15 protein-coding genes are annotated in these 12,973 nt (G+C 52.2%); 3 read left to right on the top strand and 12 right to left on the bottom strand.

Annotation, left to right across the window (positions count from 1 at the left end):
* Positions 1 to 66: 66 nt before the first annotated feature.
* The 8 genes from KDX31_01970 to bioB all read right to left on the bottom strand — a co-directional run bounded on the left by KDX31_01970 (position 67) and on the right by bioB (position 6,702).
* Positions 67 to 672: a glutathione S-transferase family protein gene (locus KDX31_01970; protein ID UTW03825.1), complete on the bottom strand. Its 606-nt coding sequence runs from the start codon at positions 670 to 672 to the stop codon at positions 67 to 69.
* 207 nt (positions 673 to 879) lie between these two features.
* Positions 880 to 1,728, bottom strand: coding sequence for a hypothetical protein (locus KDX31_01965; protein UTW03824.1), 849 nt, complete (start codon positions 1,726 to 1,728; stop codon positions 880 to 882).
* A gap of 92 nt (positions 1,729 to 1,820) precedes the next feature.
* Positions 1,821 to 2,066 carry a hypothetical protein gene (locus tag KDX31_01960; GenBank protein UTW03823.1) on the bottom strand — a complete coding sequence of 82 codons (246 nt, stop codon included), beginning with the start codon at positions 2,064 to 2,066 and terminating at the stop codon, positions 1,821 to 1,823.
* Between the two features lie 130 nt (positions 2,067 to 2,196).
* On the bottom strand, positions 2,197 to 2,886 hold the full coding sequence (bioD, locus tag KDX31_01955; GenBank protein UTW03822.1) for a dethiobiotin synthase: 690 nt from the start codon (positions 2,884 to 2,886) through the stop codon (positions 2,197 to 2,199).
* Positions 2,879 to 3,676 carry a malonyl-ACP O-methyltransferase BioC gene (gene bioC / locus KDX31_01950; GenBank protein UTW03821.1) on the bottom strand — a complete coding sequence of 266 codons (798 nt, stop codon included), beginning with the start codon at positions 3,674 to 3,676 and terminating at the stop codon, positions 2,879 to 2,881. The genes bioD and bioC overlap by 8 nt, the downstream gene beginning before the upstream one ends.
* Positions 3,673 to 4,437, bottom strand: a complete 765-nt coding sequence (locus KDX31_01945) for an alpha/beta fold hydrolase (protein UTW03820.1) — start codon at positions 4,435 to 4,437, stop codon at positions 3,673 to 3,675. Before KDX31_01945 ends, bioC begins: the two co-directional genes overlap by 4 nt.
* A complete protein-coding gene (gene bioF, locus KDX31_01940) occupies positions 4,437 to 5,606 on the bottom strand; it encodes an 8-amino-7-oxononanoate synthase (GenBank protein ID UTW03819.1) in 1,170 nt (389 codons plus the stop codon). Before bioF ends, KDX31_01945 begins: the two co-directional genes overlap by 1 nt.
* Positions 5,607 to 5,655: 49 nt before the next feature.
* Positions 5,656 to 6,702, bottom strand: coding sequence for a biotin synthase BioB (bioB, locus tag KDX31_01935; protein ID UTW03818.1), 1,047 nt, complete (start codon positions 6,700 to 6,702; stop codon positions 5,656 to 5,658).
* An 84-nt stretch (positions 6,703 to 6,786) separates the two neighbouring features.
* On the opposite strand from bioB, the gene KDX31_01930 reads away from it, so the two are divergent.
* From KDX31_01930 to tsaA, 3 genes are all read left to right on the top strand, one after another.
* Positions 6,787 to 7,503, top strand: a complete 717-nt coding sequence (locus KDX31_01930) for a ComF family protein (protein ID UTW03817.1) — start codon at positions 6,787 to 6,789, stop codon at positions 7,501 to 7,503.
* Positions 7,504 to 7,622: 119 nt separating this feature from the next.
* Positions 7,623 to 9,383 carry a Na/Pi cotransporter family protein gene (locus tag KDX31_01925; protein ID UTW03816.1) on the top strand — a complete coding sequence of 587 codons (1,761 nt, stop codon included), beginning with the start codon at positions 7,623 to 7,625 and terminating at the stop codon, positions 9,381 to 9,383.
* Between the two features lie 87 nt (positions 9,384 to 9,470).
* Entirely contained in the window at positions 9,471 to 10,190 is a 720-nt protein-coding gene (tsaA, locus tag KDX31_01920) for a tRNA (N6-threonylcarbamoyladenosine(37)-N6)-methyltransferase TrmO (protein UTW03815.1), read from the top strand.
* 102 nt (positions 10,191 to 10,292) lie between these two features.
* Here tsaA and KDX31_01915 read toward each other — a convergent pair whose 3' ends face one another.
* The 4 genes from KDX31_01915 to KDX31_01900 all read right to left on the bottom strand — a co-directional run bounded on the left by KDX31_01915 (position 10,293) and on the right by KDX31_01900 (position 12,964).
* Positions 10,293 to 10,910, bottom strand: coding sequence for a DoxX family membrane protein (locus KDX31_01915; GenBank protein ID UTW03814.1), 618 nt, complete (start codon positions 10,908 to 10,910; stop codon positions 10,293 to 10,295).
* Between the two features lie 23 nt (positions 10,911 to 10,933).
* The gene (locus KDX31_01910; GenBank protein ID UTW03813.1) at positions 10,934 to 11,716 is read right to left on the bottom strand and encodes a putative DNA-binding domain-containing protein; all 783 of its coding nucleotides are present in this window, start codon (positions 11,714 to 11,716) and stop codon (positions 10,934 to 10,936) included.
* Complete coding sequence (locus tag KDX31_01905) at positions 11,703 to 12,566, bottom strand: DUF692 domain-containing protein (protein UTW03812.1); 864 nt, start codon at positions 12,564 to 12,566, stop codon at positions 11,703 to 11,705. Before KDX31_01905 ends, KDX31_01910 begins: the two co-directional genes overlap by 14 nt.
* Positions 12,567 to 12,637: 71 nt before the next feature.
* Positions 12,638 to 12,964, bottom strand: a complete 327-nt coding sequence (locus KDX31_01900; GenBank protein ID UTW03811.1) for a hypothetical protein — start codon at positions 12,962 to 12,964, stop codon at positions 12,638 to 12,640.
* Between the last annotated feature and the right edge of the window lie 9 nt (positions 12,965 to 12,973).

The following is a 12,973-nucleotide window of genomic DNA, read 5'->3' as shown; positions in this document are numbered from 1 at the left end:
TAACGCCACCACAGCCCTGAAAAGTGGTTGGTTATGACACTCATCTGCCACCGGGCGGATTGAGTTCTATCTATAATAGGATTGTATCTGTGGCTGCTCTGTCACCCGTTTAAGATGCAACAACAGCTCTGGAGCATTCTCCTGCACCAGTGCCGCAGGCAGATGATCAAGCATGCCGGAACTCAGCCACTGAACCATGACAAACACTTTCAGATCGGCAATGGTTAAGCGGTTATCGGCAAAATATTCCCCGCCCTGTTTAATCAGCCGGGTATTCAGCCATCGGAGATAAGTTGCAAGCGGCTCCACCAGCTGTTCACGCGCGTTTTTCAGCGCGTCGCCGGTCATAGTCATCGTGGCCGACAGTTTATGGCTGATATCCTCAACCACATCCATCACCTCATCACACAGCAGTGCCTGATAATCATCTTCAGGGTAGAGACCCGCCTGCTTGCCGAAATAACGGCACAGGGCATTGGACTGGGTAATCTGCTCGCCATCCAGATCGACAACCGGCACCTGACCAAAAGGCGTCCCCTTGCGTATCTCCGCAAACTCACTGAAGGGAAAGCGGTGATCTTCAAAGTCCTGACCAAGGCAGTGCAACGCCAGGCGAATAGGCTCCGCCCGACCGCCATTGATATCAAAATAGGTAACCTTAATCTTAGTCATGGAAAATGTCCTGATGTAAAACGGCGTGATTAAAAAGGCTCATAACAGCGAGACCAGACTATTCTTATAGTCTAAATAATTGAAAACATCGATAGGCCGTTGATATTAAACTGTTGGTATGACGGATCAGGGAATGGCAAAAATCAGGATGGCAGATCCGCTAACGGTGAGGTTGCTTGCTTTTGCAGCTTCCGCAATAGTCTGCTGCTATACCCGCTCATCAAAGATAAAACCCTCTGCGAAGAGTTTCTTAAACACGCCAGCATCAATTAACCGCTGGTTAACCTCAGCAAATTTCTGATTCACGGCCTCAAGTTGTTTGCTGAACTCCTGCCGTTTTTCTGCCTGGCTATCGCTCTGCTCTTGCTGATCTTTGATGCGGTCTTGCAACTCTTCCGAGCGACGCTCCTCGCGAAGCTTATCAGCCTCCTGCTGGTTACCGTCACGAACATCCAGTTGCTGATTCTGCAGGGCAAGCTCTGCCCGTGCTTCGGATATCATTGCCACTGCACGAGCTGCTATGGCATGGTCCTGGGGTGAGGGGTCGGCTACCGCAAGCGCTGCTCTGAGAATCACTTCAGCTTTTTCCAGCGTCGCTTCAGGGTCATTGGCAACAGGCGATGTATCTATACTGACTTCCCCGCCCACCGCATACAACCGGCCATCAGGCCCCCGCTGATATTCAAACGAGGGAGCACCGGCGAACTGGCCACCGGCAGCGGCATGGCCCAACTCATGCTGACGCACTTCCTGATCACGGGCAGCCAGTTCTCGTATCAGTTGCTGCTCCTCATTCTGAGGGTCTGCAACTGACAGAGGCCTGGACTCAGTATGGGAATCGTTGCTGAGTTGCTGCTTGCCGGTTTCCCGGTCGATTGATGCACCAGCACCGGACGGTTCTACAGGTTGACTTACCGAAGAGGTTGGAAGTGTTGCCGTGGTGGATAAAGAAGAGGGTGATAGTGTGCCCGTTGCCGTGGATTGATTCCGGGCGGCACTGTTAAGTGACTGGCTGGTATTCAGAGTAAGTGAATTAGCAGCTATCTGTAACTGCATCCCTCTCACCTCCTGTACGTTATCTCCGACTCCTTACTACTGGAAATAATACTCTGTTGATTAAATTGCGCGCTGCAAAGTGCTAATCGCTGTCAGGCACGAATATCTATCAGTGTACCTAAAGTCTCATCCACAGACTGCACGACCTTGGTGGATGCAGCAACCGCATTCTTTTCTACCGCCAGGTTGGCCAGGGACTCGTTCACATCTTTACCTGTTGCCTCTTCCGGAGTATCGGTTTTGCCTGCACCGGCAATATCTGACGCCGCTTTTTGAACACCATCAAGTCCCCGGTTCAGCCCCAGAACGCCTGTACTCAGTGCGGATGTAACATTCATAAAAACACCTGCTTACTTTGCACCAGTCTGCTGACGTCCGATCACTTTCATTCAGTCAGGCCGACAAGCACTGTCGTGTTAGCGATTAATTCAAGGCTATTATAGACCAGACAGCGTCACAGATCATTTATTAACCAGCCAGTAGAGGCTCCAGATCGATATATCTGGCCACATTTTGAGCAGTAATGTCCTCAATATGAGGTATTTCACCCAATAATGGTGCAGCAAGCATCGATTTGAGTGTTTCCAGATTTTCGCTGTAACAACTCATCTCGGGCTCTGCCCGGTTGGCAACCCAACCCGCCAGTCGCAGACCGTCTTTCACAATCGCTTCTACCGTTAACAAGGTATGGCTGATACAGCCCAGTTTCATCCCCACCACCAGAACCACCGGCGTGCGCAACAGTTTGGGCACATCGGCAAGCGTCTGACGATTATTCAGAGGAACCCGCCAGCCACCTGCCCCCTCGATAATCATAAAGTCCGCCGGTTGCATCATCACACCGCGGCACAGGGCCGCTATACGATCGGCATCCAGCCGGCGCCCCGCCTGCTGGGCAGCAATATGGGGCGCGATGGGTGGTTCCAGCGCGATAGGGTTAAGCTGTTCATAACTCAGCTTTATCGAGGCGGCCTGCTGCAGCTGTAAAGCATCGCTGTTACGCAATCCGGCATCCGTCTGCTCGCAACCGGCAGCGATTGGTTTTACCGCAACAGTCGAGAGTCCCCGCTGATTGGCCGCTTCCAGCAACCCGGTTGAAACCAGCGTTTTACCGACATCGGTGTCGGTTCCCGCGACAAAGAAAGTCCGCTTAGCCATGTGGCTTATCCTTCACATAATCGCCATAAAATACCTGATAAGTGGCCGGTAGCTTACCGTCCGACCGCCTGAATGCTTCATATGCCTGTTTGAAGGCGTTAATCCGTGCTTTCCCGGTTAAACCACTCTGTCGCCCAGCACTGATATTGTGCGCGCCGATCCCTTTAAGTTCGCTGGTCAGGCCGCGCAACTGATCGTAGAGCAGCACTTCTTCCGCCGCTTTCAGCGTAACTTCCCGAAGATAACTATCAGCACTTGCCTGAAGACTGGACAAGCTGACAAAGCGGTTCACATGCTGATAGCGATCCACCGTCGACCAGGCTTCCCGTAACTCATACAGCGTCTCCGGCCCCAGGGTGCTGAAGAGAAACCGTCCGCCGGGTTTAAGCACGCGGGAAACCTCACTAAACAATGCCGGGAGGTCTTCACACCACTGAATCGCCAGAGAGGAAAAGATCAGATCGACCGAGTTGTCCGCTAATGGAAGACTCTCCGCATCGCCACAGAGCCACAGGGTATTGGGGGTTACCCGGGTCTGTCGGGCATATTCAAGCATCCCCCGGGCCAGATCGAGACAGACCAACTGCTGCGGATTTAACTGTTCCGTCAGCAAAGGGGCAAAATAACCGGTACCGCATCCCAGATCCAGCACCACCTTGGCAGATGACGGGGACAGCTCACTGAGCAGGTTATGACCGATGCGCCGCTGCAGCTGGGCCACACTATCATAACTGACAGCGGCCCGACTGAATGATTCAGCGATCTGCGGTTTAAGGAACTGAGCACTCATGACTGGAAGGCCCGGACCTTTGCTGCCAGCGCCTGCGGCGCGGAAACAAAACCCACATGGGAGTAGTCTGCTAATACCTCAACCAGAGCTTCCGGCTGCAGTGCCTTAAGCGCATTGGCCATATTCGCCGGTGCCAGAATGTCCAGCTGACACAGCAGATGAAGTACCGGCAGGCGGGTGCTGCGATACAGCTGCCGGTAATCCCCACGCAGCAACGCCAGACTATCCACCAGCGCCTGATCTGTGGGCTGCACCTCAGACAGAATCTGCTTCAGTGTTTTGAGATCGGCACGGGCGGTGGTACTGCCCTGCACCTGCAGCATATTAAAGCGTTGCAGGGTCTTAGCCGGATGAGCTGCCAGGTCCTGTTCAAACTGGCTGTAGGTGGGTTCATCCATACCAAAAGACCAGTCCGGACGCTCGACAAAACAGGGCGAGCTCGCCAGTGTGATTAATCCGTGAACACGTTCAGGAAAACGCTGCGCAAAGGCCATACCGATGACCCCTCCCAGCGACCATCCCAGCCACAGGGCCGATGCCGGAACCACCGTCTCCAGCTGCGATACAACCGTTTCAAGGTTATAGGGTTGCAACTGACAGCCTGCACTGCGGCCTAATCCCGGAAGATCAATCAGGGTAACCGAATAATCCTGCTGCAACTGCGGCAAAAGTGTTTGCCAGAGACCACTGTGCATACCCCAGCCATGCAGCAACACCAGCGGTTTACCTGTGGCACTACCCACTGTTTCTGAGTACAGCATCACGATTCCATTCCCGTCATCACCTCAGCTAACGCGTCCAGCAGCCGGTCAAGCTGTTCATCGGTATGGGTGGCGCTGAGTGTTACCCTGAGTCGGGCCGCCCCCTGAGGGACGGTTGGCGGCCGGATAGCGCCAATAAAGATCCCTTTTGCCTCAAGTGCAGCGCTGATCATCATCGCCCGGTCAGCTTCACCCACCAGAATCGGCTGGATCGGCGTGGGCGATGCCATCAGGGGTAAACCCAGTTGCTCGCACCCCTGGCGAAAACGCCTGATCAGATGGTTAAGCTTTTCCCGGCGCCACTCCTCCTGCTGTAACAGTTTCAGGCTGGCCCGGGTGGCCGAAGCGATGGCCGGAGACATACTGGTGGTGTAGATATAGGTGCGTGCATGTTGAATCAGGGTTTCAATCAGCTCTTCAGAACCGGCGACAAACGCGCCCGAGGTACCAAACGACTTACCCAGCGTACCGACTAATACCTGCACCTGATCACCGTCCAGCCCAAAATGATCTGCAGTGCCCCGCCCCTGCTTACCGAGACAACCAAAACCGTGGGCATCATCCACCATCACCCAGGCATTATGACTCGCAGCAGTTTCACAGATAGCAGGAAGCTCTGCCAGATCACCATCCATACTGAACACTCCATCACAGACCACCAGCTTTCGCCGTGCGTCGGTGCGTTGCAGACGGGCATTCAGGTTATCAGCATCGTTATGCAAAAAACGCTGAAAACGTGCACCACTGAGCAGTCCGGCATCCAGAAGAGAGGCGTGATTGACACGATCCTGAAACACCGCATCGCGTTTATCCAGCAGTGCATTAACCGCACCTATATTAGCCATATAACCGGTGGAAAACAGCAGTGCGCGGGGACGGCCGGTAAACTCGGCCAGCTCCTCTTCCAGTGCATGATGCGCCTGGCTATGGCCATTCACAAGATGCGAAGCGCCGCCACCAACGCCATAGGTATCAGCACCCTTTTTCAGGGCGGCGATAACCTCAGGATGGTTTGCCAGGCCCAGATAATCGTTAGAGCAGAATGCCAGACAGGCCTTACCGTCAACAATCACTTCGGGAGCCTGAGGGCTTTGTAATACGCGACGCTGACGATACAAAGACTGCTCTTTGCGCGCCTGCAGTTCAGCGCCCAGCTGATTAAAAGACATGGTCAGATCCTTTTTGGGCCGTCAGTGACAGCCCGGCGGGTAGAGTAAATCAGGCCTGATAGAAGAACGAATCGTCCTGCTGTTTTTGCAGATCGCTGATAATCGCCTGTTCCTGTGTCTCATCCGCTTCGGCGATACGTTGCTCGGGATTAATCCCCAGACGCTTAAACAGTTGCAGATCACGATGCGTTTCAGGGTTCGGTGTTGTCAGCAGACACTCACCGTAGAAGATGGAGTTTGCCCCCGCCATAAAGGTCATCGCCTGCATCTCATCACTCATACTTTCACGGCCGGCAGAGAGACGAACATGGGACTTTGGCATCATGATTCGGGCCACCGCGATGGTGCGGATAAAGTCCAGATTATCCAGATCGTCGACATTTTCCAGTGGCGTACCTTTCACTTTAACCAGCATATTGATCGGCACACTTTCCGGCTGAGTCGGAAGATTCGCCAGCTGACGCAGCAAACCGATACGATCATTAGCGGTTTCGCCCATTCCGAGGATGCCGCCGGAACAGATCTTCATGCCTGATTCACGAACGTGATGCAGTGTCTCAAGGCGATCCTGATAGGTACGGGTGGTGATAATCTTGTCGTAAAACTCAGGTGAGGTATCCAGATTATGGTTATAGTAGTCCAGACCGGCTTCCGCCAGTTGGTCGGCTTTACCTTCATCCAGCATCCCCAGGGTCATGCAGGTTTCCAGACCCAGCGCCTTCACCCCTTTTACCATCTCAATCACATAGGGCATATCTTTATCGGCCGGGTGCTTCCACGCCGCCCCCATACAGAAACGGGTTGAACCGGTTTCCTTGGCTTTCTTAGCCTTTTCCAGCACCGCTTCAACCTGCATCAGACGCTCTTTCTCAAGACCGGTATTGTAGTGCCCGCTCTGTGGGCAATACTTGCAATCTTCCGGGCAGGCACCGGTTTTGATCGACAACAGCGTACTCACCTGTACTTCATTAGGATTAAAGTGCTGACGATGAACCAGCTGAGCCTGAAACAACAAGTCGTTAAATGGCAGATCGAACAGCGCCTGTACTTCCTGTGCGCTCCAGTCGTGTCGGATCTCTGTCTGGTTTTGTTGCATCGCTGTGTATATCCTGTAGTAGATCGCAAAGATAGGGATTTAATGAAAGACTAATTCTAATCTGACAGAAGGATCTGTCAACCCATGTTTACAAAAAGCAAAAACTACTGGTTATATTTTAACCATACCAGGCATTGTATACTGTGTGGTTTGAACGCTGCATCGGACACCCTGATATGTCCTGGCTGCCTTGCAGACCTCCCCTGGATAGGTAATGCCTGCCAGCATTGCGCCAATCCAATTGTAACGGGTAAGCAGTCACGGGTTATCTGCCCCTCTTGTCAGAAAAAACCTCCGCCGTTTGAGCAGGTAATCGCGCCCTTTGAGTACCGCTTCCCAGTTGATCAGCTGATCCAGATGGCAAAATTTAATGGTCAGGCCCATCTCCTCAACTCACTGGCAGAGCTACTCAGCCTGCAGCTACAGAATGAAACGATGCCTGAGCTGATTATTCCTGTGCCCCTGCATCAAAAGAGATTACAGGAACGGCAATATAATCAGGCGGCTCTACTGGCTAAAAAAATCGCCCGTAAGTTAGACATCCCGTTTAGTAACCGTCTGCTGATTAAAACGGAAAACACACCGCATCAGGCAGAATTGGACCGCAAAGCCCGGCGCAAAAATCTGCGCAACAGTTTTCACTGTATCGGTTCACCGCCGCACTCCGTCGCGGTGGTTGATGATGTCATGACCACCGGAACAACTGCAGCAGAAATTAGCCGGGTTCTCAAAGCAGCGGGCTGTCAGCAGGTCTATATCTGGATCATAGCGCGCACCTCAAAAGAGTTGCATTTATTCTGATTTAGAGCTTTTATTACTGTGTAATCAAAAAGTTAACTTTTCCTATTTTGAGCTATTTTCGGTTCTGGAATTGACAAAAATAATAACCCTGCCAGTTATTCCTCTGTAAGGAGTCCGCAATGGATCTGAGCAATGTTGGTGACCTGATCGGCGGTCTTGGCCTGTTTCTGCTCGGTATGCAACTGATGACCAACGGCCTTAAACGTGCTGCCGGTCAGACACTTCGTAAGGTTCTTGAAGCCGCCACCCGCTCCAGGCTGCGAGGTTTAATATCCGGTACTGCGATAACCGCATTAGTGAATTCATCCAGCGCAGTCACCGTCGCCACCATTGGCTTTGTCAATGCAGGCCTGCTAAATCTGGGACAATCGGTGGCCGTCATTTATGGCTGCAATATTGGCAGCACCATGACCGGCTGGCTGGTTGCCACTATCGGTTTCAACTTTGAAATCAATGCGTTTGCACTGCCGATGATTGGCGCAGGCATGGGAATGCGCCTGGTCGGAGGCGAAAAGCGTTACGCCCACCTGGGCACTGCGCTGACCGGCTTTGGGCTTTTCTTTGTCGGTCTGTCATTTCTTAAAGACACCTTTAACGGACTCGAGAACAGCATCCCGTTTGAAGCCATTAGTCAGACCAGCTACGGCCTTGCGTTATTTGTACTGGCAGGATTCATTCTAACCGTGCTCATTCAGTCTTCCGGTGCAGCCATGGCGATCACTCTATCGTTAGCGTCAACCGGCGCGATTCCTTTAGCGACAGCAGGCGCACTGGTGATTGGCGCAAATCTGGGCACTACCTCCACCGCAGCACTGTCCGTGATCGGCGCAACATCCAATGCAAAACGAATCGCCTGCGCTCATGTGTTCTTCAACCTGATTACCGGTACGGTCGGATTGCTCCTGCTGATAGGACTCGCTGAAATAATTAATCGCTCAAACCTTAATCAGATGGTCGATATGGTTATTCTGCTCGCCCTGTTTCACACCCTGTTTAATATTGTCGGGGTATTCATCATGTGGCCGATTACTAACCCGATGGTTGAGTTTCTGAAGACACGCTTCCGTCGTGACGATGAAAACCTGGCTAAAGCACGCTATCTGGATAAAAACATTCTCGAAACCCCTTCTTTAGCCATCAATGCGATGACCCGGGAATTAAGCCGTATCAGCCGGATGACGGCGACCCTTGCAAAGCAGGCAATCAGCGCCGAATTATCAGATAGCACTCAGATCAGGTCACAGGCACAGATCATCTACCAGTTGATAGTCGAGATAGGAAAGTTCAACCAAAAGCTGGCACAACAGCAACTTAGCGAAGAGAGCTCCGAAATACTGCCAATCGCTATGCGGATAGCACGATACTTCAATGAGATGGCGCGCCTGTCAGGCCTGATTGTCGACTACAGTGAGCGTTTCAGTCGGATCAGCGACAGCAATACCCAGAAAGATATATACGAGCTGAAAAAAATCACCACTAAGATGCTGAATGCCGCAGTGATAGAAGATGATTCACAGCTATCGTCCTCAGATACCCGCAAGGTTCTGCGCAAACTGGAGAAAAAATACCAAAAGATAAAACAACATATACTGGATGGCATGATCGACGGACGACTGACTCCTGCTGAAGGCACAGATCTGCTGGACTCACTCAGCCATATTCACCGGCTCGGCGAGCAGGCTGAAAAAAGCTCCCGCTACTGGAGCAGCCTGAGCCCGGTTGAGCACCGCGCCCCCATCATGGAGAAACCCGAGTCTGACACGAAGGCGCAAAAAGAGCTCCGGGAACATCACAAAGAACCTGAGGCTGAACTTGCGGAAACGGCTTCTGAAGAGAAAAAAACTGAAAAATCATCCGATGAACCGATGGCTCTGAACTGAAACAGAGGGCAAAATAGCCCTGCACGCCTGTGCCCGATCATATCTGTGACCGGGCAATGCTGTTTTACCTAAAAAAGATCTCTGAAAATGAACACCACAATGACATTCGAACCGATAGCCATTATTCATAGCGGCTATAAAGAGAAGTTTGGTATTCCCCGACAGCCGGGGCTGGCCGGTTCGATGACCGCCACGATTGAGTTGTTACCCCCCTACAACAGCCCAGATGCTGTCAGAGGGCTGGAGCAATGCAGCCATATCTGGCTAGTGTTTATTTTCAGCGCCTGCGTGGACAAAGGCTGGTCGCCTCTGGTGCGCCCCCCCCGGCTCGGCGGCAACGAAAAGCTGGGTGTGCTGGCCTCCAGGTCGCCTTTCCGGCCCAACCCGATTGGCTTATCGCCGGTGAAGCTGAAAGGGATAAGGATTGAAGCGGACACAGTGTATCTCGATGTTAGTGGTGCCGATCTGCTGGATCAGACTCCGATCATCGATATTAAGCCTTACCTGCCCTATTCCGATGTTATTGCAGATGCCCGCTTCGACCTTGCCAGCCAGATCGAGACCCTGGATCTGCCGGTAACATTTTCCGCTGAAGCCCTAATCGCTCTGGAGCTGCATACCGCGCGCCTCAAGCAACCGTTGCAGCAACAGATTGAAGAAGTGTTGCTCTGTGATCCCCGCCCCGCTTATCACAAAAACAAACCAGAGCAGCGCGAATATGGCATCCGCCTGCACGACCTTAATGTTCGCTGGACAATCAGTGACGCTGCGGTTCAGGTGAACGGTATAACCGTTGATCAGCCATAGGATTACAGATAAAAAAAAAGCAGCGCTAAGCGCTGCTAAAAGAGGGTACTGAATATAAAGTACCTGAGAGCCTTACGGAGAAACACTTTTGCGATAAAGCTGTTAGCCCTTATTAGCCGTGCGAAATTTACGTGCCAGCCAATAGTCGATGCTGAAATAACGACCGCCTCCGGTAAAGAACAGACTCAACAGCATAATGAAGTAAGTCGCGGCAAATTCGATACCGTTATTCAGAATAACCACTGAACCCCGCCCGGTTATCCAGTCATAATTGCTGTTCTCCTGGAGAATAGACCGCGCTCGTGACAGACGCTCACCGGCTTCCATCACCCTGTCGTTTGCCAGCCAGCTGGAACTGTCGGAGATGGCCAGCCAACCGTTATCGAAATGCACTGTCAGCGCCGCTACAATCATGGTGACCATCAGCGGGACGGATATCCAGCGCGTCGCCAGGCCAACGATTAACAGCATACCGCCAAAAAACTCAGTGCCGGCAGCCAGTCCAGTCATCACTTCCGGCATCGGCAACCCAAGCCCCCAGTCAGGGTTACCAAACCAGGCGGCGGTATCTTCAAAATGCGAGAGTTTGTTATAACCCGCCTGCATCAGTACCGGCGCCAGATATAAACGCAGCAGCAGAGGTGCTAGCCCCTCAAAGATACGGGTCTTATCCAGCAGGTCATGCAGTGAGTTGGTATGCTTTATCAGTGTGTTAGCCATTGTCAGTCCTATTGCCTCAACGGTTATAGCTGAGTTCCTAAAATGATATCTTTATCCCGAAGCTGCTGGAGCACATCTCGACCACCAGCAATTATCTGCTCTGGCTGAGGGTGTGACATCTCTTCCGCTATCTGCTGTAACGCCTGAGCACCACTCAGATCGCGGTTCTCACCAAGAAGGTAGAGCAGACGTGCCGTGAGCTGATTGATCTGCATAAACTTCACCCGCTCTTCGCGGTTGCGATACACCATCAGAAACGTGGGGTGTTCTGGTGGCCGTTGCGGCTTATAGTGCTTACCGATCCGCTGGACCGGATACTGATACATCAGCGACCAGGCCAGTGGCGACTGCAGCGGATGCCCCTGTAGAAGATCACCCCTGCCATCCACGGCAACATCACTCAGCCTGGCCGCCGATGTATCCAGCGCCAGCTCAACCCATTCGTAATGGGCTAATTCCTGCAGAAACGGATAATCCGATGCTTCCGGTTCACGCTGATTGTTGAGCCAGGTGAGGAACTCTTCTGCTATTTCAAGAAAATAGGGCGAATGACAGCGATACTGATCAAAAAAGTCACGCACCATCCGCATCCAGTCCTGCTCCCGGGTAATCGATCTGAGTACCGGGAATCCACCACTGATAAAACCTTCAATATTGTTAAAGAAAAGCTCCCGGTAGATCGTCATTCGGCGTTCTTCAACCCCCGCTGGTTTGGGGTACTTATCCGGATTGCGGATATGTGCGGCAAACTGATACTGCAATTCAGTAAAGGTTTTATCAGCCCCCCCGAATTCAGATACGTGCATAACGTGACTCCTCTGCAACCACTGGCAGTGCACGACGCTGATGGTCGCGAATGGTATGCAGTTCCTGTAACAACTGATCCATCGGTGGAATATTAAAATCCCGCTCCAGCAGGGTGGGCTTAACACCAAACAGATCATAGCTTTGCTGTAGCAGCCCCCAGACGGGATCTATGACGTCGGCCCCGTGGGTATCGACTAACAGATCTTCCGCTTCGTTATAGTGCCCAGCTACGTGAATATAACTGATCCGCTCACCGGGAATCTGTGCCAGAAACGCGGCGGCATCGTAGCCGTGATTGACGCTGTTGACGTAGATATTATTCACATCCAGTAACAGATCGCAGTCCGCCTCGTTCAGTACTGCCAGAAGAAACTCTAGCTCACTCATCTCCGCTCCGGGGGCAGCATAGTAGGAGACATTCTCTATGGCGATACGCTGCTTCAGGATATCCTGAGTCTGATGGATCCGGCTGACGACATGCTTTACTGCTGCCTCAGTGAAAGGGATCGGCATCAGGTCATAAAGATGACCATCGTCGGTGCAGTAACTCAGGTGCTCCGAGTAACCCAGGATATTGTGATCAAACATAAACTGTTTCAGCTTTAGCAGAAATTCCCTGTCCAGCGGTGAAGGCCCCCCCAGTGAAAGGGACAAACCGTGAGTAACGAAAGGATAGCGTTCGGTATATTCACGCAACGAGCGGTCAAACCGGCCACCCAACCCCATCCAGTTTTCCGGTGCGACTTCCAGAAAATCGATCTGTGCAGTTTCGACCTCTGCCAGCGTTTCGATCATACAGCGACGAAAGCCAAGACCCGCGCCGGATACCTGAAAGGTTTCATTATTCATGGTTTATCCCTTACTCGTCCCTCTGTTAATAAAAGCCCCTCAACAGAGGGGCCTGAAATCAAAAAGTAGCTTTATGCAGACTTCTTATCGCCACCGCATTTGCCTTCACCACACTTACCTTCGCCGTCAGCTTTAGCCTTTTTATCTGCGCCACATTTGGCTTCACCGCACTTGCCTTCGCCGTCAGCTTTGACCTTTTTATCGGCACCGCACTTGGCTTCACCGCACTTGCCTTCAGCGCCTTTATCGTTACCAGCCACTTCATAGCCAGAGGTCAGATCCTGAGCTGCAAAGGGATTCTGGGAAGCAGCATTAGCTACCGGCATCATTGCCATTCCAGTCAGCAGAGCAACACCTACAGCAGCGGTCATCGGTTTGATCGTCGTTTTAATTTTCATGGTTCACCT

This window comes from Amphritea atlantica, assembly GCA_024397875.1.
Classification (GTDB): Bacteria; Pseudomonadota; Gammaproteobacteria; order Pseudomonadales; family Balneatricaceae; genus Amphritea; species Amphritea atlantica_B.
Note: the sequence above shows the minus strand (reverse complement) of the source record. Positions and strands in the feature narration are given on the sequence as shown.

Excerpts from the sequence above, each read along its gene's own strand:
- KDX31_01970 (UTW03825.1), bottom strand. The coding sequence starts at position 672 with ATGACTAAGATTAAGGTTACCTATTTTGATATCAATGGCGGTCGGGCG.
- KDX31_01965 (UTW03824.1), bottom strand. The coding sequence starts at position 1,728 with ATGCAGTTACAGATAGCTGCTAATTCACTTACTCTGAATACCAGCCAG.
- KDX31_01960 (UTW03823.1), bottom strand. The coding sequence starts at position 2,066 with ATGAATGTTACATCCGCACTGAGTACAGGCGTTCTGGGGCTGAACCGG.
- bioD (UTW03822.1), bottom strand. The coding sequence starts at position 2,886 with ATGGCTAAGCGGACTTTCTTTGTCGCGGGAACCGACACCGATGTCGGT.
- bioC (UTW03821.1), bottom strand. The coding sequence starts at position 3,676 with ATGAGTGCTCAGTTCCTTAAACCGCAGATCGCTGAATCATTCAGTCGG.
- KDX31_01945 (UTW03820.1), bottom strand. The coding sequence starts at position 4,437 with ATGCTGTACTCAGAAACAGTGGGTAGTGCCACAGGTAAACCGCTGGTG.
- bioF (UTW03819.1), bottom strand. The coding sequence starts at position 5,606 with ATGTCTTTTAATCAGCTGGGCGCTGAACTGCAGGCGCGCAAAGAGCAG.
- bioB (UTW03818.1), bottom strand. The coding sequence starts at position 6,702 with ATGCAACAAAACCAGACAGAGATCCGACACGACTGGAGCGCACAGGAA.
- KDX31_01930 (UTW03817.1), top strand. The coding sequence starts at position 6,787 with ATGTTTACAAAAAGCAAAAACTACTGGTTATATTTTAACCATACCAGG.
- KDX31_01925 (UTW03816.1), top strand. The coding sequence starts at position 7,623 with ATGGATCTGAGCAATGTTGGTGACCTGATCGGCGGTCTTGGCCTGTTT.
- tsaA (UTW03815.1), top strand. The coding sequence starts at position 9,471 with ATGAACACCACAATGACATTCGAACCGATAGCCATTATTCATAGCGGC.
- KDX31_01915 (UTW03814.1), bottom strand. The coding sequence starts at position 10,910 with ATGGCTAACACACTGATAAAGCATACCAACTCACTGCATGACCTGCTG.
- KDX31_01910 (UTW03813.1), bottom strand. The coding sequence starts at position 11,716 with ATGCACGTATCTGAATTCGGGGGGGCTGATAAAACCTTTACTGAATTG.
- KDX31_01905 (UTW03812.1), bottom strand. The coding sequence starts at position 12,566 with ATGAATAATGAAACCTTTCAGGTATCCGGCGCGGGTCTTGGCTTTCGT.
- KDX31_01900 (UTW03811.1), bottom strand. The coding sequence starts at position 12,964 with ATGAAAATTAAAACGACGATCAAACCGATGACCGCTGCTGTAGGTGTT.